The organism is Micromonospora sp. II, assembly GCF_001709195.1.
Lineage (GTDB): Bacteria > Actinomycetota > Actinomycetes > Mycobacteriales > Micromonosporaceae > Micromonospora > Micromonospora chalcea.
In genome coordinates, this window is record NZ_LYXF01000023.1 from 1 (window position 1) to 21,060 (window position 21,060).

At 70.3% G+C, this 21,060-nt stretch carries 24 protein-coding genes; 17 read left to right on the top strand and 7 right to left on the bottom strand.

Annotated elements, in window-relative coordinates:
- A partial coding sequence (locus A8711_RS12020; protein ID WP_141707660.1) for an ATP-binding cassette domain-containing protein occupies nucleotides 1-377 on the bottom strand: 377 nt, incomplete at its 3' end.
- 240 nt (nucleotides 378-617) lie between these two features.
- Here A8711_RS12020 and A8711_RS12025 point away from each other — a divergent pair.
- The 6 genes from A8711_RS12025 to A8711_RS12050 all read left to right on the top strand — a co-directional run bounded on the left by A8711_RS12025 (nucleotide 618) and on the right by A8711_RS12050 (nucleotide 8,318).
- A complete protein-coding gene (locus tag A8711_RS12025) occupies nucleotides 618-1,166 on the top strand; it encodes a Uma2 family endonuclease (protein WP_043330945.1) in 549 nt (182 codons plus the stop codon).
- A 147-nt stretch (nucleotides 1,167-1,313) separates the two neighbouring features.
- Nucleotides 1,314-2,750, top strand: a complete 1,437-nt coding sequence (locus tag A8711_RS12030) for a TldD/PmbA family protein (protein WP_043328418.1) — start codon at nucleotides 1,314-1,316, stop codon at nucleotides 2,748-2,750.
- A 76-nt stretch (nucleotides 2,751-2,826) separates the two neighbouring features.
- Entirely contained in the window at nucleotides 2,827-4,236 is a 1,410-nt protein-coding gene (locus A8711_RS12035; protein WP_069088248.1) for a TldD/PmbA family protein, read from the top strand.
- A 228-nt stretch (nucleotides 4,237-4,464) separates the two neighbouring features.
- Nucleotides 4,465-5,286: a hypothetical protein gene (locus tag A8711_RS12040; protein WP_043328416.1), complete on the top strand. Its 822-nt coding sequence runs from the start codon at nucleotides 4,465-4,467 to the stop codon at nucleotides 5,284-5,286.
- A gap of 10 nt (nucleotides 5,287-5,296) precedes the next feature.
- Nucleotides 5,297-7,219, top strand: coding sequence for a fumarate reductase/succinate dehydrogenase flavoprotein subunit (locus A8711_RS12045; protein ID WP_043328415.1), 1,923 nt, complete (start codon nucleotides 5,297-5,299; stop codon nucleotides 7,217-7,219).
- Nucleotides 7,209-8,318 (top strand): succinate dehydrogenase/fumarate reductase iron-sulfur subunit, encoded by a 1,110-nt coding sequence (locus A8711_RS12050; protein WP_043328414.1) that lies wholly within the window; start codon nucleotides 7,209-7,211, stop codon nucleotides 8,316-8,318. Before A8711_RS12045 ends, A8711_RS12050 begins: the two co-directional genes overlap by 11 nt.
- Nucleotides 8,319-8,398: 80 nt before the next feature.
- Here the strand turns inward: A8711_RS12050 and A8711_RS12055 are convergent, their stop codons facing one another.
- Complete coding sequence (locus tag A8711_RS12055; protein WP_176722802.1) at nucleotides 8,399-8,842, bottom strand: (deoxy)nucleoside triphosphate pyrophosphohydrolase; 444 nt, start codon at nucleotides 8,840-8,842, stop codon at nucleotides 8,399-8,401.
- Between the two features lie 184 nt (nucleotides 8,843-9,026).
- Between A8711_RS12055 and A8711_RS12060 the strand changes: the two genes are divergently transcribed.
- The 10 genes from A8711_RS12060 to A8711_RS12105 all read left to right on the top strand — a co-directional run bounded on the left by A8711_RS12060 (nucleotide 9,027) and on the right by A8711_RS12105 (nucleotide 15,732).
- A complete protein-coding gene (locus A8711_RS12060; RefSeq protein WP_018784696.1) occupies nucleotides 9,027-9,335 on the top strand; it encodes a 4a-hydroxytetrahydrobiopterin dehydratase in 309 nt (102 codons plus the stop codon).
- A gap of 31 nt (nucleotides 9,336-9,366) precedes the next feature.
- Nucleotides 9,367-9,729 (top strand): PH domain-containing protein, encoded by a 363-nt coding sequence (locus tag A8711_RS12065; protein WP_018784695.1) that lies wholly within the window; start codon nucleotides 9,367-9,369, stop codon nucleotides 9,727-9,729.
- Nucleotides 9,730-9,752: 23 nt separating this feature from the next.
- On the top strand, nucleotides 9,753-10,466 hold the full coding sequence (locus A8711_RS12070) for a vancomycin high temperature exclusion protein (RefSeq protein WP_069088249.1): 714 nt from the start codon (nucleotides 9,753-9,755) through the stop codon (nucleotides 10,464-10,466).
- A 206-nt stretch (nucleotides 10,467-10,672) separates the two neighbouring features.
- Nucleotides 10,673-11,404, top strand: a complete 732-nt coding sequence (locus A8711_RS12075) for a class I SAM-dependent methyltransferase (protein ID WP_069088250.1) — start codon at nucleotides 10,673-10,675, stop codon at nucleotides 11,402-11,404.
- Nucleotides 11,405-11,488: 84 nt separating this feature from the next.
- Nucleotides 11,489-11,983, top strand: coding sequence for a GNAT family N-acetyltransferase (locus A8711_RS12080; RefSeq protein WP_069088251.1), 495 nt, complete (start codon nucleotides 11,489-11,491; stop codon nucleotides 11,981-11,983).
- Between the two features lie 503 nt (nucleotides 11,984-12,486).
- Nucleotides 12,487-12,846 (top strand): GntR family transcriptional regulator, encoded by a 360-nt coding sequence (locus A8711_RS12085; protein WP_043328406.1) that lies wholly within the window; start codon nucleotides 12,487-12,489, stop codon nucleotides 12,844-12,846.
- Nucleotides 12,843-13,721: an ATP-binding cassette domain-containing protein gene (locus A8711_RS12090; RefSeq protein WP_043328404.1), complete on the top strand. Its 879-nt coding sequence runs from the start codon at nucleotides 12,843-12,845 to the stop codon at nucleotides 13,719-13,721. The genes A8711_RS12085 and A8711_RS12090 overlap by 4 nt, the downstream gene beginning before the upstream one ends.
- Entirely contained in the window at nucleotides 13,718-14,413 is a 696-nt protein-coding gene (locus A8711_RS12095) for a hypothetical protein (protein ID WP_064447924.1), read from the top strand. The genes A8711_RS12090 and A8711_RS12095 overlap by 4 nt, the downstream gene beginning before the upstream one ends.
- Before the next feature lie 143 nt (nucleotides 14,414-14,556).
- Complete coding sequence (locus tag A8711_RS12100) at nucleotides 14,557-15,276, top strand: DinB family protein (RefSeq protein ID WP_069088252.1); 720 nt, start codon at nucleotides 14,557-14,559, stop codon at nucleotides 15,274-15,276.
- Nucleotides 15,277-15,282: 6 nt separating this feature from the next.
- Nucleotides 15,283-15,732, top strand: coding sequence for an NUDIX domain-containing protein (locus A8711_RS12105; RefSeq protein ID WP_069088253.1), 450 nt, complete (start codon nucleotides 15,283-15,285; stop codon nucleotides 15,730-15,732).
- A 76-nt stretch (nucleotides 15,733-15,808) separates the two neighbouring features.
- On the opposite strand, the gene A8711_RS12110 is transcribed toward A8711_RS12105, so the two are convergent.
- Both A8711_RS12110 and A8711_RS12115 read right to left on the bottom strand, forming a co-directional pair.
- The gene (locus tag A8711_RS12110; protein WP_124778738.1) at nucleotides 15,809-16,333 is read right to left on the bottom strand and encodes a hypothetical protein; all 525 of its coding nucleotides are present in this window, start codon (nucleotides 16,331-16,333) and stop codon (nucleotides 15,809-15,811) included.
- Nucleotides 16,334-16,571: 238 nt separating this feature from the next.
- The gene (locus A8711_RS12115) at nucleotides 16,572-16,817 is read right to left on the bottom strand and encodes a hypothetical protein (protein ID WP_069088255.1); all 246 of its coding nucleotides are present in this window, start codon (nucleotides 16,815-16,817) and stop codon (nucleotides 16,572-16,574) included.
- A gap of 204 nt (nucleotides 16,818-17,021) precedes the next feature.
- On the opposite strand from A8711_RS12115, the gene A8711_RS12120 reads away from it, so the two are divergent.
- Nucleotides 17,022-17,531, top strand: coding sequence for a hypothetical protein (locus A8711_RS12120; protein WP_124778739.1), 510 nt, complete (start codon nucleotides 17,022-17,024; stop codon nucleotides 17,529-17,531).
- Nucleotides 17,532-18,288: 757 nt separating this feature from the next.
- On the opposite strand, the gene A8711_RS12125 is transcribed toward A8711_RS12120, so the two are convergent.
- From A8711_RS12125 to A8711_RS12135, 3 genes are all read right to left on the bottom strand, one after another.
- Nucleotides 18,289-18,735 (bottom strand): MmpS family transport accessory protein, encoded by a 447-nt coding sequence (locus tag A8711_RS12125; RefSeq protein ID WP_176722803.1) that lies wholly within the window; start codon nucleotides 18,733-18,735, stop codon nucleotides 18,289-18,291.
- A 431-nt stretch (nucleotides 18,736-19,166) separates the two neighbouring features.
- Entirely contained in the window at nucleotides 19,167-20,252 is a 1,086-nt protein-coding gene (ychF, locus tag A8711_RS12130; RefSeq protein WP_043328395.1) for a redox-regulated ATPase YchF, read from the bottom strand.
- 58 nt (nucleotides 20,253-20,310) lie between these two features.
- Nucleotides 20,311-21,048 carry a peptidase E gene (locus A8711_RS12135; protein WP_043328392.1) on the bottom strand — a complete coding sequence of 246 codons (738 nt, stop codon included), beginning with the start codon at nucleotides 21,046-21,048 and terminating at the stop codon, nucleotides 20,311-20,313.
- Nucleotides 21,049-21,060: the final 12 nt, after the last annotated feature.

Below are 21,060 nucleotides of genomic sequence, written 5' to 3' on the forward strand. Positions count from 1 at the left end.
AACGCCGACAACGGATCCTGAAAGATCATCGCCATGTCCCGGCCCCGCAACCGACGAATCTCCTCCTCACCCAGACCCACCAACTGACGACCACCGACCGAGATCTCCCCGGAAATGGTCGTCCGCTTCACGTTGTGCAAGCCGAGGATCGCCAGCGACGTGACGCTCTTGCCGGACCCGGACTCGCCCACGATCCCCAGCGTGCGGCCCCGCTCGACGGCGAACGACACGCCGTCCACCGCCCGGACCACACCGTCCTCGGTGTCGAACCGCACCCGCAGATCCCGGACCTGGAGATAGGGCCCGTCGCCGGAGCGCTGCTCCGGCACCTCCGGGCGGTCCGGCTCCCCGGACGGCACCGCCTCCGACCTGCCCATTGACCGCCTCCCCTTCGGTGATGAAGAGAACCTACAGGAAAACCCAGGAGGCGAAAATAAGCTACATCGAGCGGTCTGTCAGCGGCCTGAGCGTAACGACTGGGTTTCCGTCTCGCACGCCCGTCACCTGGGACATCCACACTCGCGACTGGCCGTCGCGGCCTCATCGCCGCACCCGGAGTGCGACCATGGTCCCGGTGACGAAGGGACCATTCCTGTCGGCACGAGGTGGAGGCGACCATGACCGCGGCGGTGTTCGGCCACGACGGCCCGTGGACCGAAGAGGAGTACCTCGCCCTCGGCGAGACGCGGCAACGCGTCGAACTCTTCGACGGGAGCCTGCACGTGACACCGGCACCGACTCCGCGGCACCAGCGAATCCAGCGGAACCTCGGCAACCTGCTGGAGGCCGCGGCCCGGCACGTCGGCCTGGAACTGCTGGAGACGGTGAACGTCCGGCTCCGGCCAGGCCGCATACCGATTCCCGACCTGGTCGTCACCGAGCCGATCGACTTCGACCAGCCGATGATCGAGGCGCGGGACGTTCGGCTCGTGTGCGAGGTCATCTCACCTGGTAACGCGGCAACCGACAAGGTGCTCAAGATGCACTACTACGCCGCCGCGGGCATCGAGTGGTACCTGCTGGTGGAGCAGGAGACAGGCACGCTGCACCTCCACCGGCGGCAGGGTCGGCACTACCGGGAGGTGTCGGTGACAAAGCCCGGTTCCCTGCTGGAGCTGACCGAGCCCGTCCGCGCCACGATCCGGCCGGAGGATCTCGTCCCCTGACGGATGTCGGTGGGCTCGCCTAGGGTCGGCGCATGAGCGAGCGTCAGCGAGCGAATCATCGGGGCAGCGCAAAGGTGCCTCATGCCGGCACGCAGCGCAGCGGAGTGCCGGCATGAGCGAGCGTCAGCAGGGCAACGGAGTGCCAGCATGAGCGAGTTCGACGCGGCGACCGCTGCCGTCCAAGCCGCCCTGGACGCGGGCGCCCGCTACGCCGACGCCCGGGTCATGCACCGCCGCTACGAGTCGATGTCTGCGCGCAACGGCGACATCGAGGAGCTGAGCCAGGACGAGAGCATCGGGCTGGGCGTACGCGCGCTCGTCGGTTCGGGGTGGGGCTTCCACGCCGTACCCGATCTGTCCGACGCGGCGGCCCGCGACGCCGGCCGGCGCGCCGCGGCGATCGCCACCGCGAGCGCGCGGGTTCCCGGCCCGCCGATCGACCTGGTGCCTTCCGAGGCGGCGGTGGCGAGCTGGGCCTCGGAGTGCGCCGTCGACCCGCTCGGGGTGCCGCTGTCGGACAAAGGCGACCTGCTGGTCCGCGCCACCGCGACGATGCGCGAGCACGGCGCCGACCTGGCCGAAGGGCTCTACCAGATCTGGGACACCACGAAATGGTTCGTCTCCAGCGAGGGCCACCGGATCGACCAGCACATCCGGGAGTGCGGCGGCGGCATCTCGGCCACGTCGATCGGCGACGGCGAGACGCAGCGCCGGTCCTACCCGAGCTACCGCGGGCAGTACGGCACGACCGGCTGGGAGCTGGTCACCTCGCTGGACCTGGCCGCGCACGCCGCCCGGATCGCCGAGGAGTCCCGCGAGCTGCTGACCGCACCGCTCTGCCCCGCCGGCGAGACCGATCTGATCCTCGGCGGCGAGCAGCTCGCGCTGCAGATCCACGAGTCGGTCGGGCACGCCATCGAGCTGGACCGCATCCTCGGCTGGGAGGCGGCGTTCGCCGGCACGTCCTGGCTCGACCTGGCCCGCCTCGGCTCGCTGCGCTACGGCTCGGAGCTGATGAACGTGACCATCGACCCGACCATCCCTGGGGCGCTGGGCAGCTTCGGCTACGACGACGAGGGTTCCCCCGCCGTGGCCCGGGACGCGGTCCGCGAGGGGCGGTGGGTCGGGGTGCTCGCCGGCCGGGACTCGGCCGCCGTCGCCGGTCTGGACTACGGCGGCAGCGTACGGGCCGACGGCTGGGCCCGGCTGCCGATGGTGCGGATGACGAACGTGGGCCTGGAGCCCGGCCCGCACACGCTGGACGAGATCATCGCGGCCACCGACGACGGGGTGCTGATGGACATCAACAGGTCCTGGTCGATCGACGACAAGCGGCTCAACTTCCAGTTCGGCTGCGAGGTCGGCTGGGAGGTCAAGAACGGCCGCCGGGGGCGGATGCTGCGCAACCCGACGTACACCGGCATCGGGCCGGTCTTCTGGCGCTCGATGGACATGCTCTCCTCGGAGACGGTCGCCTGGGGCACGCCCAACTGCGGGAAGGGGCAGCCCGGCCAGGTCGGACACACCGGCCATCCGGCCGCGCCGGCCCGGTTCCGCGGCGTCCGGGTGGGGGTGCGGGCATGAGCGAGCGCAGCGAGCGAATCAGCAGGCTCAGGGCGACAGTGCCTCATGACGGCACGGAGCGAAGCGGAGTGCCGGCATGAGCGCCGAACTGGGGATCGCCGCCGGGGTGGTGGACCTGGTCCGGCGTACGGCCGGTCCGGGCGCCGAGGCCGAGGTACTGGTGACCCGCACCGACCTGGCCCTGACCCGGTTCGCCAACTCCTTCATCCATCAGAACGTGTCCGAGACCGGTGTCTCCGTACACCTGCGGTTGCACGTGGACGGGCGGACCGCGACCGGCAGCGGCAGCCGGGTCGACGCCGACGGGCTGGCCGCCCTGGTCGAGCGGACCCGGGCCGCGGCCCGGCTCGCGCCGCCCGACCCGGCCTGGCCGGGACTGACCGCGCCGACGCCCGTGCCGTCCGGCCCGGCCACCGACGAGGCCACCGCGTTCGCCTCGCCCGGCGAGCGGGCCGAGCGGGTACGCGCGTTCGTGGACGCGGTCGACGGGCTGGAGGCGGCCGGCTACTGCCGCACCGCGTACCGGTCGGGGGCGTTCGCCAACTCGGCCGGGCACACGGCGGCCGGAAGCGCGGCCGAGGCGGCCATGGACGGCATCGCCCGCGCCGGCGCCGCGGACGGGGTGGCGCGGCTCTGCGCCGACCGGCTCGCCGACCTCGACGGCGCGGCGCTCGGCGCGCACGCGGCGGCGAAGGCACGGGCCGCGGCCGACCCGGTCGAGCTGCCGCCCGGGCACTACGAGGTGGTGCTCGAACCGGCTGCCGTCGCCGACCTGCTGCAGAACCTCGCCTGGTTCGGCTTCAACGGCAAGCGGTACGCCGAACGGCAGTCGTTCGCCGAGCCGGGCACCGCCCAGTTCGACCCGCTGGTGACGCTGGTGGACGACCCGCTGCACGCCGGTACTGTGCCGTTCGACCTGGAGGGCACGCCGCGGCGGGCGTTGCCGCTGGTCGAGGGCGGCATCACCGGGGCGGTGGCGTACGACAGGCGCGGCGGCGCGGAGGCGGGCAGCGGGTCGACCGGCCACGGCATGCCGGGTAGCGCGACGTTCGGGCCGATCCCGCACAACATCCGCCTGCTGGCGGATCCGGGCGTCGCCGATGCGGGCACGACAGTCGCGGCCGGGCCGGTGAGCGCTGGCGTCACCGGAGCGGTGGGCGACCCGGACACCGCCGCGCTGGTGGCCGGGATGCGGCGCGGGCTGCTGGTGAGCGACTTCTGGTACACGCGGGTGCTGGACCCGAAGCAGCTGGTGGTCACCGGGCTGACGCGCAACGGGGTGTGGCTGGTCGAGGACGGCGTGCCGACCCGGGCGGTGCGCGACTTCCGGTTCACCGAGTCGTACCCGCGGGCGCTGGGGCCGGGGCGGGTGCTGGGCCTGGGCCGGGCACCGGTCCGGCAGCCGGGCCGGGTCGACGGGTCCTGGTACGAGGCGCCGACGCTGCGGCTGTCCTCCTGGCACTTCACCGGTGGCGCGTCCGGGTGATCCGGCGCGTCGCCGGGCGCACCCGCGGCGCCGGTCGGCGCACCGTTCGACCGACCCGCCACATTGATCATGAACTGACTCTTTCCAAGCTGCGGGACACACGGGACACTGCGTTGCGCGGCCGGGCCGTGAAGATCGGCGTAACGTGTGTCACTTAGCCGCACCGGTTCGCCGGTGTGGCCTCGTGCGTGCGCAAGACGTGACAGTGACGTCAGGGAGATGACTCGAATGACAACTACGTCGGCCAAGACGCCGAGATCGCAGCCGCGGGGAGGGCGGGCGCGCGCCGCCATCGCGGCGAAGACGTTGCGGACCGACCGGTGGTGGTTCGCTCCGCTGATCACCGTGGTCGGGCTCAGCGCGTGGGTCATCTACGCGACGGTCCGGGTCTTCATGCACAAGTGGTACTGGGTGGAGCAGTACCACTACCTGACACCGTTCTACTCCCCCTGCGTCACCGACCGCTGTGTCGAGGGCTCCTCGCACTTCGGCCAGTTCCTGCCCGGCTGGTGGATCATCCCGGACGCGGCGCTCACCCTGCCGTTCCTGCTGCTGTTCCGCCTGACCTGCTACTACTACCGCAAGGCGTACTACCGGTCGTTCTGGCTGTCGCCGCCGGCCTGCGCGGTGCCGGACGGTCACCAGTCGTACAGCGGTGAGACGCGGTTCCCGCTGCTCGGGCAGAACCTGCACCGCTACTTCTTCTACGCCGCCGCGATCATCTCGCTGATCAACACCTGGGACGCGATCCTGGCCTTCCACTCCCCCGACGGCTTCGGCTTCGGCCTGGGCAACATCATCCTGGTCGGCAACGTGGTGATGCTGTGGGCGTACACGATCTCCTGCCACTCCTGCCGCCACATCATCGGCGGGCGGCTCAAGCACTTCTCCAAGCACCCGATGCGCTACAAGGCGTGGACCGGGGTGTCCTGGTTGAACGTCCGGCACATGCAGCTCGCCTGGATCACCCTGGGCACCCTGGCGCTCACCGACTTCTACGTGATGGCGGTCGCCGCCGGCTGGATCAACGACCTGCGGTTCATCAACTGAGAGCCTGGACATGACTGAGACGCGAATCGAACGACACCACTACGACGTCGTCGTGATCGGGGCCGGCGGCGCCGGCCTGCGCGCGGCGATCGAGGCCCGGCTGGCCGGCAAGAAGACCGCGATCATCTCGAAGTCGCTGTTCGGCAAGGCGCACACGGTGATGGCCGAGGGTGGCGCCGCCGCCGCGATGGGCAACGTGAACTCGCGGGACAACTGGCAGGTGCACTTCCGGGACACCATGCGCGGCGGCAAGTTCCTGAACAACTTCCGGATGGCCGAGCTGCACGCCAAGGAGGCGCCGCAGCGGATCTGGGAGCTGGAGACGTACGGCGCGCTGTTCGACCGCACCAAGGACGGGAAGATCTCGCAGCGCAACTTCGGCGGCCACGAGTACCCGCGCCTGGCGCACGTCGGCGACCGGACCGGCCTGGAGCTGATCCGTACGCTCCAGCAGAAGATCGTCTCGCTCCAGCAGGAGGACAAGCAGGAGTTCGGCAGCTACGACGCGCGGATCCGGGTCTTCTCCGAGACCACGATCACCGAGTTGCTGCTCGACGGCGACCGCGTCGCCGGCGCGTTCGGCTACTACCGCGAGTCCGGCGAGTTCATCCTCTTCGAGGCGCCCGCCGTGGTGCTCGCCACCGGCGGCGTCGGACGGTCCTACAAGGTCACCTCGAACTCCTGGGAGTACACCGGGGACGGCCACGCGCTGGCGCTGCGCGCCGGGGCGACGCTGATCAACATGGAGTTCCTCCAGTTCCACCCGACCGGCATGGTCTGGCCGCCCTCGGTGAAGGGCATCCTGGTCACCGAGTCGGTGCGCGGCGACGGCGGGGTGCTGAAGAACTCCGAGGGCAAGCGGTTCATGTTCGACTACGTCCCGGACGTGTTCCGCAAGCAGTACGCGGAGACCGAGGAGGAGGCGGACCGCTGGTACACCGACCCGGACAACAACCGGCGTCCGCCGGAGCTGCTGCCCCGTGACGAGGTCGCCCGCGCGATCAACAGCGAGGTCAAGGAGGGCCGGGGTACGCCGGCCGGCGGCGTCTACCTGGACATCGCCTCCCGCAAGTCGGCCGAGGAGATCCGCCGCCGCCTCCCGTCGATGTACCACCAGTTCAAGGAGCTGGCCGACGTCGACATCACCAAGGAGCCGATGGAGGTCGGCCCGACCTGTCACTACGTGATGGGCGGCGTCGAGGTCGACCCGGACTCCGGCGCGGCGTACGGCACGGTGCGCGGGCTCTACGCCGCCGGTGAGGTGTCCGGCGGCATGCACGGCTCCAACCGGCTCGGCGGCAACTCCCTGTCCGACCTGCTGGTCTTCGGCAAGCGCGCGGGCGGGCACGCGGCCACGTACACCGATCAGCTCACCAGCCGCCCGGCGGTGTCGGTGGCGGCGGTGGAGGCCGCCGTGGAGACGGCGCTGGCGCCGTTGCAGCGCGACACCGGCGAGAGCCCGTACCAGCTCCAGCAGGACCTCCAGGCGGTGATGGGCGACCTGGTCGGCATCATCCGGCGCGAGGGCGAGCTCGCGGACGCCATGCGCCGGCTGGCCGAGCTGCGGGAGCGGGTGGCGAAGGTGAGCGCGGTCGGCGGCCGGCGCTACAACCCGGGCTGGCACCTGGCGCTGGACCTGCGCAACATGCTCGTGGTCTCGGAGTGCACCGCGATGGCGGCGCTGGAGCGGCAGGAGTCGCGCGGCGGGCACACCCGGGAGGACTACCCGGCGATGGACCCGAAGTGGCGGCGGGTCAACCTGGTCTGCTCGCTGGACGGGGACGCGGTCCGGCTGACCCACAAGCCGCTGCCGAAGATGCGGCCGGAGCTGATCGGGCTGTTCGACCGGGCCGAGCTGGCCAAGTACCTGACCGACGAGGAACTCGCCGAGTTCGACGCCCTCACCGAGGAGGCGAACACTGATGGGAAGTAAGCGCCAGTTCCGCATCTGGCGGGGCGACGAGACCGGCGGCGACCTGAAGGACTACACGGTCGAGGTGAACGAGGGCGAGGTGGTCCTCGACGTGATCCACCGGCTGCAGGCCACCGAGGCGCCGGACCTGGCGTGCCGGTGGAACTGCAAGGCCGGCAAGTGCGGCTCCTGCTCCATGGAGATCAACGGCAAGCCGCGGCTGGGCTGCATGACCCGGATGTCGACGTTCGAGGAGTCGGAGACCGTCACGGTCACCCCGCTGCGCACGTTCCCGGTGATCCGGGACCTGGTCACCGACGTCTCGTTCAACTACGAGAAGGCCCGGGAGACCCCGGCGTTCGCGCCGCCGGCCGACGTGGCGCCCGGCGACTACCGGATGCAGCAGGTCGACGTGGAGCGCTCGCAGGAGTTCCGCAAGTGCATCGAGTGCTTCCTGTGCCAGAACGTCTGCCACGTGATCCGGGACCACGAGGAGAACAAGCCGGCGTTCTCCGGCCCCCGGTTCTTCATCCGGGCGGCCGAGCTGGACATGCACCCGCTGGACGCGCGTACCGACCGCCGGGAGTACGCGCAGTCCGACATGGGACTCGGCTTCTGCAACATCACCAAGTGCTGCACCGAGGTCTGCCCCGAGCACATCAAGATCACCGACAACGGGATCATCCCCATGAAGGAACGGGTCGTCGACCGCAGGTACGATCCCCTTGTGTGGCTCGGTAACAAGATCTTCCGGAGGGGTCAGGTGCCTCAGACCAGCGCGACCAGCGGGCATTCCAGCGGTGCCGTCACGTCCGGAGGGGCGCACGGCGGGGCGCACGCGCACTCCGGCGGAACGCACTCGCACGGCGGGGTGCACTCGCACGCGGGCGGCTCGCACGACAGCGCCGCCGAGCGTCAGGCCCAGCAGGGCGTCAACTGGCACCGCGAGGTGCCGCACCCGACCGCCCCGGCGGTGGACGCCAACGGCAAGCTGCCGCTGACCGAACTGACGTTCAACCGGGCCGCCGCGCCGTCGCCGTTCGGCGACGACGTGACGTTCCCGCTGCCCCCGGAGCACCTCAACTTCGCCCACCCGCAGCAGGACGAGCCGAAGCACTGAACGACAGCACGACGACGGGGGCCAGCGGCACGCGCCGCCGGCCCCCGTCCCGTTTCGGCCCGCCTGTCCGGTCCGGAGCCTCAGTCGGACGTGGCGAGCAGCGGGCGCAGCGCGGCCACGATCGGCACGTCGGCCGGCAGCCAGTCGACGCTGTCCAGCTCGGCGGCGGAGAGCCAGCGCAGCTCCGCGTGCTCCAGGGCCTTCGGCTGGTCGCCGTGCAGCAGGCGGGCGGCGTAGACGCGCAGCACGGACCGGCCGTGCGCCATCCGTACGTCACGGCCGACGCGGGCGCCGACAGCCACCCGTACGCCCAGCTCCTCGGCGCACTCGCGGGCCAGCGCGTCGGTCTCGGCCTCACCCGGCTCGACCTTCCCGCCGGGGAACTCCCACCGGCCCGCCACCTCGGGGGGCGCGGAGCGCTCGCACGCCAGCACCCGGCCGCCCTCGATGATCGCGGCCCCGACGACCACCCTCGGCTCCCGCCGGTCGGCGTGTCCGTCCCCGCTAATCCGTTCGGTCCGCACGGGCCACCAGCGTGCCAGATCAATCGGCGGTTTGGGTAGCTGCGTCGGCCGTCAGGTCAGCAGAACACGGAAGTGTGGGCGTGGACACACCATCTGAGTGGCGAGAGACTAGAGAGCGTCGACTGGGACACGGGATGGCGACGATTTGGCCACAAGCCGGCAACGACGCCTGGGAGGTGCGGTGATGCGCGTGCTGTTCAGCGGCCGTGCGAAGCACGACTACCTCAGCGACGCACTGGCCCTGCTGTCGGGATGGACGCGCGAGGGCGAACAGATCCGCCGCACGATCGTCCTCGACGACACCCAGCACGCCGCGCTCACCGAACGGGTGGCGGTGGTCGCCGACGCGCTGCGGCTGCGGCCGGAGATCAGCCGCCGGGCCGATCGTACCCAGATCCGCCTGGGCCACGGCGACGGCGAGCCACTCACCGAGGGTGAGGTGCTGCTCGCGGCGCGCATCGAGGACGCGGTCCGCGCGGTCACCGAGCCCTGAGCGCTGGCGCGCCCCGCCTACCCTCAGATGCATGTCTGGCCCCACGTACGACCGCAAGGAACAGTTCCAGCAGATCCAGAGCGGGCTGCTGCCCGGTGAGCAGATCATCGCCGTCTACGACGCGGTGGGCACCGGCACCGGCTTCATCGGCCTGACCGACCGGCGGGTGATCATCCAGGACCGCTCCTTCGTCGGCAAGCGGTACGCCATCACCAGCATCCCGTACTCGAAGATCACCAGCGTGAGCGTGGTGAGCAACAAGTCCTGGGGCGGTTCGTTCTTCTCCACCGGGTCGATCGCCGTGCACGTCGGCACGCACACCTACGAGGTCGAGTTCCGGGGCGCGGAGAAGAGCCACCACGTGCACAACGTGATCCTGCACCACATCTCCTGACCCGCACTGGCACAATCGCCGCCATGCGAGGGCTGACGGCGCGCTGGCGGGCCTGGCGGGGCGACCACCGCCGGGCCGTACGCCTGGTCCGCCGGCTCCTGGTGCTCGCCACGGCCGCCGTGGTGCTGCTGGGCGCCGCCACGATCGCCAGCGTGACCTGGGTCCGCGGCGCCGCCGAGGGTCGCCTGTTCGGCGCCGCGGACGTGCCCGAGACGCCGGTCGCGCTGGTGCTGGGCACCAGGGTGGACCCGGACGGCACCCCGGCGCCGTTCCTCGCCGGCCGGCTGGAGATCGCCCGCCAGTTGTACGCCGCCGGCAAGGTCAAGGTGCTCCTGCTCTCCGGCGACCACATGGACTGGGACTACGACGAGCCGGACGCGATGCGGCGCTGGCTCGTCGAGCGGGGCGTCCCGGCGGAGAAGACGGTGCTGGACCACGCCGGCTTCGACACGTACGACTCGTGCGTGCGCGCGCACCACGTCTTCGGGGTCCGGCGGGCCACTGTGGTCACCCAGTCGTTCCACCTGCCGCGCGCGGTGGCGCTCTGCCGGGACGCCGGCATCGACACCGTCGGCGTCGGCGACGACACCGCCCGCCGGTACGCCGGCCAGTGGCGGATCAGCTCCACCCGGGAGCACGCCGCCTGCGTCAAGGCCGCCGTGGACGTGCTCAGCGGGCGCGACCCGGTGCACCTCGGCCGCCGGGAGACCGCTGTGGACGACGCGCTGCGGGCGTAATCCGGTTGTCGCCCCGGTCGGCTGCTGGTCTGCTGGACCCCTCGAAGCCGACCGGAGGGAGCACCGCCATGCCACACGCTGCGAAGCCCAACCGACCCGTCGTCACCCTTGCCGAAACGAGGCTTCGTGTTTCCGTACCCCATTCCGGCGGAGGTCGCTGACCTCGCGCCGCGTCCTGTCCCTTCCGCCCGGCGGGAGGGCGTGTGATGTCCGTCTTCGACGATCCCGGCTTGTTCGGCCGGCTCTGGGCCGACACCTACGACGGCCCCGGCAATCCCGACCCGGCCCCGGCCGTCGACTTCCTCGCACCGCTGGCCGAGGGCGGCCCGGTGCTCGAACTGGCGGTCGGCACCGGCCGGGTGGCCCTGCCGCTGGCCGCCCGCGGTCTGACCGTGGAGGGCGTCGAGGCGTCCCCGGAGATGGTCGCGCACCTGCGCGCCAAGCCGGGCGGCGCGGACCTGCCCGTGACCATCGGCGACATGGCGGACGTCCCGGTCGCCGGGCCGTACCGTCTGGTCTTCCTGGTGTTCAACACGCTGTTCAACCTGGTCTCCGAGGAACGCCAGGCGGCGTGCTTCCGCAACGTCGCCCGGGTGCTCGCGCCCGGCGGGGCGTTCGTCATCGAGACGTTCGTGCCCGACCCGGCGGACTTCGACCGGGACGAGCAGGTCCAGGTGCGGGAGGTGACCGAGGACTCGGCCACCATCCGCGTGCACCGGTACGACCGCGCGGCGCAGACGTTCGTGCGGCAGACCGTCACGTTCGACGCCTCCGGCGTGCACCTGAAGCCGTTCGCCATGCGCTACGCCTGGCCGGAGCAGGTCGACGAGCTGGCGGAGCGGGCCGGGCTGCGGCTCACCGAGCGGTACGCCGACTGGGACCGGTCGCCGTACGACGCGGACAGCCGCTCGCACATCTCCGTCTACCGGCGGCGGTAGCGCTCACGTCGAGGGGCCGGGCGTCGTCCCGGCCCCTCGACGCGCGACTACGCTGACGACCGCCGGTCCGGACAGGGGGAACCGATGACTGTCACCGTCGTCGCGATGGACGACTCGCACGCCGACGCCGTACTGGAGATCTACCGTCTGGGCATCGCCGAGGGCAACGCCACGTTCGAGACCGAGCCGCCGGACTGGGCGCGGTTCACCGCCACCCGGCTGCCCGGCCACCGCTGGGTGGCGCTCGACCAGGCAGGCGACGTGCTCGGCTGGGTGGCCTGCTCCGCTGTCTCCGACCGCTGCGTCTACGCCGGTGTGGTCGAGCACTCCGTCTACGTGCACCCGCGGGGGCGCGGGCGCGGGGTCGGCCGGGCGCTGCTGGAGGCGCTGATCGCCTCGACCGAGGTGGCCGGGATCTGGACCATCCAGTCCGGTGTGTTCCCGGAGAACACGGCGAGTCTCGCGCTGCACGCGACGTGCGGCTTCCGCGTCGTCGGCACCCGCGAGCGGGTGGGCCGCCACTACGGCACCTGGCGCGACGTGACCCTGATCGAACGCCGCAGCCCGCACGTCACCTGACGCTCCCCGCCCCGCCCGCCCCGCCCGCCCCGGCCCGGGCCCGCCCCGGTCCGCCTGGTGATCAAGGAGTTTGTGTCCGGTCGGCGCGGTCCGGGAGACGTAAACCCCTTGATCACCGGGTGAGGTCGCGGCAGGACACGCTCCAGGATCAGGTCAACCATCTGCCGGAACTCGGGGAGCTTGCGGCCGAAGATCGGGCTGTCCCCCGCGACCTCACCGCCGTTGACGAGCGTCGCGGCCGGCCCCGGCGAGCCGGCCACCGGCCCGACCCGGCAGCCGAAGGTGACGCGTCGTCAGCATGCATGTCGGCCCAGGTCCGCTCCGCGGCGGTGTCGCAACAGCCGCAGACGGACTGCCGTACCTGGCGGGTGCTCTCGTCGATCGTCAGTGTCACGGCGCGAACTCGATCGAGCCGTGATCGGCCACGCGTACCGAAGAAGACTTGACGCCCCGGCCCGCGAGCGCCAAGGTTAGTTACATGAGTAATGAACCAAAGAACCAGGATGGATGACGGCCGGCCGATCTTCGTCCAGATCGCGGAGATGATCGAAAACTCGATCATCGACGGGACGTACGCGGAGGAGACCCAGGTGCCGTCGACGAACGAGCTTGCGGCGTTCCACCGGATCAACCCGGCGACCGCCGCCAAGGGGATCAACCGCCTGGTCGATGACGGGCTTCTCTACAAGCGCAGGGGGATCGGAATGTTCGTGGCAACGGGCGCCGTCGAAACACTCCGGGAACGCCGCCGGCGCGAGTTCTCCGACCAGTACGTGCGGCCCCTCATCGAGGAGGCACGCAAATTGGGCATCGGCACCGAGGAGCTGAAGAAGCTCATCGACACAGGGGAGGAACAGCGATGAGCGTCGTGGCGGCAGCCGGGCTCACGAAGCGGTTCGGCGAGGTGACCGCTCTCGATGACGTCACCTTCACGTTGACGGGCGACAAGATCTATGGGCTTCTCGGCCGCAACGGCGCCGGCAAGACGACGCTGATGCAGCTGATCACCGGCCAGAACAGCGGCACCAGCGGCGACCTCATGCTCTTCGGTGAGCGGCCGTACGAGAACGAGCGGGTGCTGTCGCGGGTGGTCTTCATCAAGGAGAGTCAGACGTACCCGACCGCGTACCAGGTCCGGCACGTGCTGAGCCTGGCCAAGCGGCTGTTCCCCAACTGGGACGAGGACTTCGCGCAGTCCCTGGTGGACGACTTCGACCTGCCGCGCAAGCGCAAGGTACGCAAACTGTCCCGCGGCATGCTGTCCGCGCTGGGCGTGACGATCGGCCTGGCCGCACGCGCGCCGCTGACCTTCTTCGACGAGCCGTACCTCGGTCTCGACGCGGTCGCCCGGCAACTCTTCTACGATCGGCTGCTCGCCGACTACGCCGAGAATCCGCGCACCGTCGTGCTCTCCACACACCTCATCGACGAGGTGGCCGACCTGATCGAGCACGTACTGCTGCTCGACCGCGGAAAGCTGCTGCTCGACGCGCCCAGCGACGAGCTGCGCGGCGAGGTGGTGGAGGCGTCCGGCCCGGCCGCTGCGGTGGACGAGTTCGCCGCCGCGCACCAGGCGCTGCATCGTGAGCAACTCGGCGGCGCGGTCCGCGCGTCGCTGCGCGGGTCGTTCGACGACGCCGAACGGACGCGCGCCAAGAAGCTCGGCATCGACCTGGCACCGGTGTCGCTCCAACAGGCCGTGGTGCGCCTGACGACGGAAAGGACGAACGCGCGATGACTCGTATCCTCGACGTCGCCCGGATGCACACCATCGCCTGGGTCAGCCAGTTGGCCTGGCCATGGGGCATCATGGCCATCTCGCTCGGCGTCAACCTGCTGATCTTCGCCTCGATCGACGAGGCCGCGCCGGGCAAGAACACCACGGGCGGTCTGGTCAGTATCTACATCGTCTGCTCGATCGTCGCCGCCACCTCGATCAGCCAGGTGTTCCCGTTCGCGCTCGGCATGGGCGTCACCCGGCGCACCTTCTACCTCGCCACGGTGCTCGTCAACGTGGTGCAGGCGGTCGTCTACGGCGTCCTGCTCTACCTGCTCAACCTGATCGAGGGCGCCACCGGCGGCTTCGGGATCCAGCTGCGGTTCTTCCGAATCCCGTACGTCGACGTCGACAACGGGCTGTTGCAGATCGCCGTCTACGCGGTGCCGTTCCTGTTCCTGAACTTCGTCTCCGTCTTCGTCGCCGTCTGGTACGTCCGGTTCGGCATGAACGGCCTGTTCGGGGCCGGCGCGGCCCTGATCCTGGTGACCGGCCTGCTCGTCGCCTTGATCACCTGGCAGGGATGGTTCGGTGACATCTGGCAGTGGCTGAGCAGCCAGCACCAGGTCAGCCTGCTGGTGGGGTGGCCCGCCCTGATCGCCGCGGTGGCCGCCCTCGGGGGTATGGCGGCCATCCGCCGGGCCAACGCCTGACGGCGGGCACGGATGGTCGGCCGACGATCCGCGCGATGCGGGTCGTCGGCCGCCACCCGCAGCTCCCCGGTTCGGTCGCATCGACAGCTGTTGTCGGACCTGCTCGCTAGCATTGCCGCGATCGCCGACGAGAGGGGTGCGCCGTGGACCAGAGCGACCTTACGACGTTCGTGGACCGGGACCTGCAAGGCGCGCGCTTCACCAGGTCGACGCTTGCCGGCGCGGTGATGCGCGGCGTCGACGTGCGCGGGCTCGACATCGACGCGCCGTGGCTCACCGACGGCGCGCTGCTGGTCAACGGTGTCGACGTCGTGCCGCTCGTCGAGGCCGAACTCAACAGGCGGTTCCCCGGGCGCGAGCTGAGGCGTGCCGAGGATCCCGACGGCCTGCGCGCGGCGTGGGCGGCGCTCGAACGAGCCTGGGCGGCCGCGGTCGACCGGGTCGTGTCCATGCCCGACGGCGCCGCCGACATCTCGATCGACGGCGAGTGGTCGTTCGCGCAGACCCTGCGCCACCTCGCGTTCGCCACCGACGCCTGGCTCGGCAAGGCGATCCTGCGCCTGCCGCAGCCCTTCCATCCGCTCGGGCAGCCGCATGCCGAGTACGAGACGGACGGACTCGACATGTCGATCTTCCCCGCGGCGCGGCCGAGTCTCGCCCAGGTGCTCGATCTGCGCGCCGAGCGGCAGGCCATGGTGCGGGACTTCCTCACGGGCGTCACTCCGGAGCTGCTCACCGAGCCTCGGCCGTCAGCGTGGTCACCCGAACACGAGAAGCCGGTCCTGCACTGCCTCCACGTCATCTTCGACGAGGAGTGGGAACACCTCCGCTTCGCAGTGCGCGACCTGGACGCGCAGGCGTAGCGTCCGGTGTCCACGTGGACCGGCCCCGCATCGGAGGCCTCGGCGGACGGATCTCCCAAGGCGCGCATCGTCACCGGGTTGCTGTGCGACGGCAACCGGATACTCCTGTGCCACCGCTCTCCCCTGCGTCGTGTGCTGCCCGACGTCTGGGACCTGCCCGGCGGGCACGTCGAACCCGGGGAACCGCCCCGTGTCGCACTTGCTCGTGAGCTCCGAGAGGAACTGGGCGTCGACGTGGCGGTGCCGGCGGGTCCACCAGTGCACGAGGTTCACGCCGACACGTTCGACATGCGGATTTGGCTGATCGAAGCGTGGAGCGGGTCTCCGGCCAACCTGGCGCCGGAGGAACACGACGCCATCGGCTGGTTCACCGAGGACGCGCTCGGAGCGCTACCGCTGGCTCATGCCGGCTACCCCGCCCTGTTCCGCAGGGTCCTTGCCGAGCGTCGCGCCTGACCACGACGGACACGTCTCTCGGCACGAGGCTGGGACCAGACGTTGAAAAAGCGTCGTCGCCTGGGTGGGCACGCGACTACAGGTACGGCTCGAAGGCGGTCGGCAGGATCTCACGGAGATAGTCCAGGGAGCTGACCCTTCCGGTGCCGCCCAGGACGTCCAGCAGCAGGTCCACCATGCCGCCGGGATGGCGTTCCCCGGTCTGACAGCGGATGTCGGCCACCACGCACGTCCAGGTGTCGGGCGGCCCGTTGGTCAGCTCCCAGCAGAGCTCGAACTCGCCGTTCACCGTGCCCCAGGAGAACAGCTCCCCCGGCGCATTGCCGAACCGGTACCAGTCCTCGATGTCGTTGGCCGGATCGGTGCGCGCCAGAAGCTGCTCGACATAGACAGCCGGATCCCCCTGGAAGTCCCGTTCGTACGGGTGGAACACCTGGACGAAGTCGACGGTGCCCGGAGGGAACCGCTCCACGTACTGCTGGAAGTCCGTGGGAAACCGGTGGCCGAACGCCGCGTGCAACGACGACCAGTCCGGGCGGTGGGAGGACCTGCCGTTCCAGCCGACCAGCGCCGCCAGCCTGTCCACCGCCGTGCCCGACACGCCCACATCGTTGCACGGGCCCGGCGGTGGTCAGCGACGTCGTAGCCAGTCCGGCGTCGGCGGCGACGAGACCCGCATCGGCCCGCGACGGTCGCTGATGTACGTCGCGTGGTCCGCGAAATGACGGCGGCGGCTCAGGTAGTGGGTGTCGCGCCGTCGGCGCCCCACAGCACCCCGGCCGGAAGCTCGTGCACCGCATGTTCGAGCCACCGGGCGGTCATGCCGGTGACGGTCCTGGTCAGCGCTCACGTCGCGCCTCGCGCCACAACTCGTGCCCACGCATCAGCCAGCCGACCCAGAACACCGCGAACAAGATCAGGAAGCACGCGAACAGCACCACGGCGAGCACCGCCGCGATCGGCTGGAACCGCCCTGCGTCGCCGTTCCATCCGCTCGCCGCAAGAGTCCCGAGGCCACCACAGACGATCATGAAGATGAGCAGGCCCGGCCGGTCAACCGGGTGGGGCTCACGGGGCAGACGCACATCGGCTCCTCGGTCGGTGAGACACGAGACGTCCGCACACGGCCGCCTCCGACGGCCTGCATCGTCGCAGTGCCGGCCCAGAGATCAAAGACCCGAAATCCGGCGTACGGACGTCTGACAGGTCGGACGGTCGTCCCGCTCCCAGCGCTCCTGGTCAGTTCTGGTCCACGGTGGCAGTGTCCTGCCGTGATGCAACGAGACCTGGTGACCTGGCGAGAGGATCTGCGGAATGCTGTCGCTTCCGCGGTGCTCGACTTCGAGGACCGCTACGGATACCCGCCCGGTGAGAACGCCGTCAGTGAGCCCTCGACGACCTCTGCCGCGCTGATCGCCGCTGCCCGTCCCGCCATCCCCGCTGCACTTGCCGACCTGTACGCGGTGGTTGACGCCGTCGACCTGGCCGACATCGACAACGGGTTCTTCCTGCACAGCGCCTCCCACGTGGTCCACGTTCACGAGGCACGGCACCTCTGGCGCGTACGCGGCCGCCACGACGCCGATGTGGTCGTGTTCGCCAGCGACGGCGGCGGCACGCAGTACGCGCTGGCGACGCCGGACGGGTGGCCCGTCTACCGACTCCCTCCCGACCTCGTCCTCGACGGCGTCTACACCTCGGAGGACCCGCGCTTCGACGTGGCCGCCCCGGACCTGGCCACCTTCCTCGACTGCCTGCTCCAGGACGTGAAGAGGTTCGCCGCGTCGGGCACGTCATAGTCGGACGTCACCTGCGGCTCGTTCGGCAGCCTGGTTCCTGAGAAAGCGGGCCGGATTCAGACGTCGAAGCGGAACCTGGACCGGCTCGCCGATGACCTGCACCGACATGCCTGCGGTCCAGGTCAAGAGGTGTTGGTACCTCGCAGTACTGCCGGCTGCTTGCCAACTATTGACGGAGGCGGAAGCTGGCGTGAGAACTTTCGCCCGCAGGCTCGACAGCGCGCCTTGGCGCTCATGGCTGAGCTATTGCACACGCCCGACGAGGAGATAGGCAACAAGGTCAAAGAACTCGAACCATCCTCAATGCCCGCACGTCGCCGACTACATGTTTCATCGAAGAGGCATTGACCTACGAGCCAACCGCGCTGTGAGCTGGGACTGGTGCCGGATCTGCACCCCTGTCTCGCCTTGAGCGCTGGCCCGCACACCTTCAACGCGCCCCACCAGTGCACCAACTACAGGCAAGGAGGCCCCGGCCAACCCTGCTTAGCGGGCCCATCACGCCTTGTCACCCGGGCAGACGTCGTCACCAGTGGTCGCCGTTGGTCACTCTGGATCGACATCCGGCGGCCTGGCGACGGCCTGGAGCTGGTCCTCGTCGACCCGCCGCAGCCGGTGCGCCCCGGCCCGCGCTGATCCCTCGCTTGCAAGCTCCCCGTCTCACCTCGGGCGAGTATGTCCAGCTTCACCCGTGCGGCCTTCGCCCCCGGGGTCAACGGGCGCGACCCGGCCATGCCTGACCAAGCAGGCTGACAAGTCACGACGCCGGGAACGCCCGCTRGACCGTGGTCATGCAGTGCGGAAAGACGCCGCTCTGCTCCTCCGTCACCTTGCCGTTGACCAGGATCCGGCAGGTCGCCCCGGTGGAGTCCGGGTCATGGATGACGTTGAGAATGATCGGCCCCTTCAGAGACTTGACGTCGATCCGCCGCGACCAGGGCGTCTTGATCATGCCAGAAGAGTCGCTCACGTCATGGATCTTGTTCCCGTCATCCGGGTACCGCCAGACAATGCCCTTCACCTGGCCGGCCCCTGAGGTGACTTCCAGCTCGATTTCACGAGCGTCCTCGCCACGCCCATCCTCGCCGCGCACGGCGAAGGTGAGCCAGACACCGAGCCCGACCAGGCACAGTGCGACGCCCACAGTGATGGGGATGGCGGCACGCCGGCGACGACGGCTGGCATCGGTGGGGTTGTTGATCACGGGGCAGATTAGCGCATGTCAGGCACGTTCTGGTCATCCGTCACTAGGGCCGCGGTGGCTGATCGTCCGGTGCGTCTCTCCCTCGCCAGCCAACTGCTAGCGGTGCGTACAGGCCGACTCGTCCGTCGCCCACCAGGTCAGCCGCCTCTACGTGGCGGTTGACCTGCTCTTTTTCTGGGCAATGCTGGTCGTCGTCGGTCATCTCCGGTCGGCCCTCGGCGGCCCGAACGGCCCAGAAACGCCAAGCTGATCTTCCTGAGCTCCATCGCCGCTGTGGCGCTGTGCCGACTCTACGATCATGCGCATGGAAGGTCTCTTCGCCGTCGGGGCACTGCTCTGCGGCGGGTTCAGTTGTCTGCTGCTGCTGTGCATCGTCGCAGCGATGTGGGCGGCCGGGCGGCCTGAGAAGCGGAAGTGATGACGTCACCGCCTCAGACGTTGAAGCGGAACTCCACCACGTCGCCGTCCTGCATGACGTACTCCTTGCCTTCGATCCGGACCTTGCCGGCGGCCTTCGCCGCCGCCATCGATCCGGCCTCGACCAGGTCGTCGTAGGAGACCACCTCGGCCTTGATGAAGCCGCGCTGGAAGTCGCTGTGGATCACCCCGGCGGCCTCCGGCGCGGTCGCGCCGACCGGGACGGTCCAGGCCCGCGCCTCCTTGGGGCCGGCCGTCAGGTACGTCTGGAGCCCGAGCGTGCGGAAGCCGACCCGGACGAGCTGGTTCAGGCCGGGCTCGGACTGCCCGATCGACTCCAGCAGCTCGCGGGCCTCGTCCTCGGGCAGGTCCACCAGCTCGGACTCGATCTTGGCGTCCATGAAGATCGCCTCGGCGGGGGCGACCAGACCGCGCAGCTCGTCGAGGAACTCGGCGTTGCCCAGCTCGGCCTCGTCGACGTTGAAGACGTAGAGGAACGGCTTGGTGGTGAGCAGGTGCAGCTCACGCAGGTGTTCCAGCTCGACCTTCGCGGCTGCGGCGCCCGCGTACAGGGTCACACCGTTGTCGAGGACCTCGACCGCCTTCTTGGCGGCCTCGACGGCGGCGGCCCGGTCCTTGCGGAGCTTGGCCTCCTTCTCCAGCCGGGGCAGCGCCTTCTCCAGCGTCTGGATGTCGGCCAGGATCAGCTCGGTGTTGATCGTCTCGATGTCGTCGGCCGGGGAGACCTTGCCGTCGACGTGCACCACGTTCGGGTCGGAGAAGGCGCGCACCACCTGGCAGATCGCCGAGGCGTCGCGGATGTTGGCAAGGAACGCGTTGCCCCGGCCCTGCCCCTTGGACGCGCCGCGGACCAGGCCGGCGATGTCGACGAAGGAGACGGGCGCCGGCAGCACCTTCTGCGAGGAGAAGATCTCGGCCAGCTTGGCCAGCCGCTCGTCGGGCAGCCCGACCACGCCGACGTTCGGCTCGATGGTGGCGAACGGGTAGTTCGCGGCGAGCACGTCGTTCTTGGTCAGCGCGTTGAACAGGGTGCTCTTGCCCACGTTGGGCAGGCCGACGATGCCGATGGTGAGACTCACGACGAACCAGCTTACGCGGTTCGCCGCCCGCGCCGGGCAGGCAGGTCCGCGAAGCCTGTCACTCCGACAGCAGGCGCGGCTCGATCCGGGTCTCCCGGGCGGTGCCGTCCTCGGCGCGGACCAGCTGGTACGCGGCCACGCCCGGCCGGTCGGCCACCGCCTCGGCCAGCCGGGTGCCCCGGTAGATCAGCCCGACGCCGTCGTCGGTGCAGTGGCTGGCCGGGAGCGTGCCGTCGGCGACCAGCTGGTGCATCAGCGGTCGCCGCTGTTCCTCGCTGTCGTAGTGCACGCCGTTGCCGTACGGGAGCCAGCCCAGCCCTTCGGTGAAGGGCCGCAGCGTCGGGCCGTAGCTGTCGGTGGCGCCGCCGGTGTGCCAGCAGATCGAGCCGGCGGAGACACCGCCGAGCACCACGCCTGCCTGCCAGCACTCGTGCAGGATCTCCGGCAGACCGTGCACCCGCCAGACCGCGCAGAGGTTGGCCACGCTGCCGCCGCCGACCCAGATGACGTCCTGCGCGAGCAGGTGGGCGCGGATGTCCTCGACGTTCGGCATCGGGTAGAGCGCCAGGTGGGAGGCGCGGAACCGGGTGCCGGCGAAGGCGCCGTAGAAGACGGTGAACCCGGTCGGCTGGTCCCCGGTGGCCTGGCCGAGGTAGCAGACGCGCGGCGCGTCACCGGCCCCGGCCAGGTCGGCCATCAGGTCGAACAGGGCGCTGGGCCGGGCGTCCCAGGGGCCACGACGACGGCTGGCGAAACCCATGCTGGTGGCGACGATCGTCGGTTCAGTGGCGGGCACGGGCGTCCTTCC

Excerpts from the sequence above, each read along its gene's own strand:
- A8711_RS12060 (WP_018784696.1), top strand. The coding sequence starts at position 9,027 with ATGCGCGTGCTGTTCAGCGGCCGTGCGAAGCACGACTACCTCAGCGAC.
- A8711_RS12075 (WP_069088250.1), top strand. The coding sequence starts at position 10,673 with ATGTCCGTCTTCGACGATCCCGGCTTGTTCGGCCGGCTCTGGGCCGAC.
- A8711_RS12085 (WP_043328406.1), top strand. The coding sequence starts at position 12,487 with ATGGATGACGGCCGGCCGATCTTCGTCCAGATCGCGGAGATGATCGAA.
- A8711_RS12065 (WP_018784695.1), top strand. The coding sequence starts at position 9,367 with ATGTCTGGCCCCACGTACGACCGCAAGGAACAGTTCCAGCAGATCCAG.
- A8711_RS12025 (WP_043330945.1), top strand. The coding sequence starts at position 618 with ATGACCGCGGCGGTGTTCGGCCACGACGGCCCGTGGACCGAAGAGGAG.
- A8711_RS12045 (WP_043328415.1), top strand. The coding sequence starts at position 5,297 with ATGACTGAGACGCGAATCGAACGACACCACTACGACGTCGTCGTGATC.
- A8711_RS12050 (WP_043328414.1), top strand. The coding sequence starts at position 7,209 with ATGGGAAGTAAGCGCCAGTTCCGCATCTGGCGGGGCGACGAGACCGGC.
- A8711_RS12070 (WP_069088249.1), top strand. The coding sequence starts at position 9,753 with ATGCGAGGGCTGACGGCGCGCTGGCGGGCCTGGCGGGGCGACCACCGC.
- A8711_RS12030 (WP_043328418.1), top strand. The coding sequence starts at position 1,314 with ATGAGCGAGTTCGACGCGGCGACCGCTGCCGTCCAAGCCGCCCTGGAC.
- A8711_RS12080 (WP_069088251.1), top strand. The coding sequence starts at position 11,489 with ATGACTGTCACCGTCGTCGCGATGGACGACTCGCACGCCGACGCCGTA.
- A8711_RS12040 (WP_043328416.1), top strand. The coding sequence starts at position 4,465 with ATGACAACTACGTCGGCCAAGACGCCGAGATCGCAGCCGCGGGGAGGG.
- A8711_RS12090 (WP_043328404.1), top strand. The coding sequence starts at position 12,843 with ATGAGCGTCGTGGCGGCAGCCGGGCTCACGAAGCGGTTCGGCGAGGTG.
- A8711_RS12035 (WP_069088248.1), top strand. The coding sequence starts at position 2,827 with ATGAGCGCCGAACTGGGGATCGCCGCCGGGGTGGTGGACCTGGTCCGG.
- A8711_RS12095 (WP_064447924.1), top strand. The coding sequence starts at position 13,718 with ATGACTCGTATCCTCGACGTCGCCCGGATGCACACCATCGCCTGGGTC.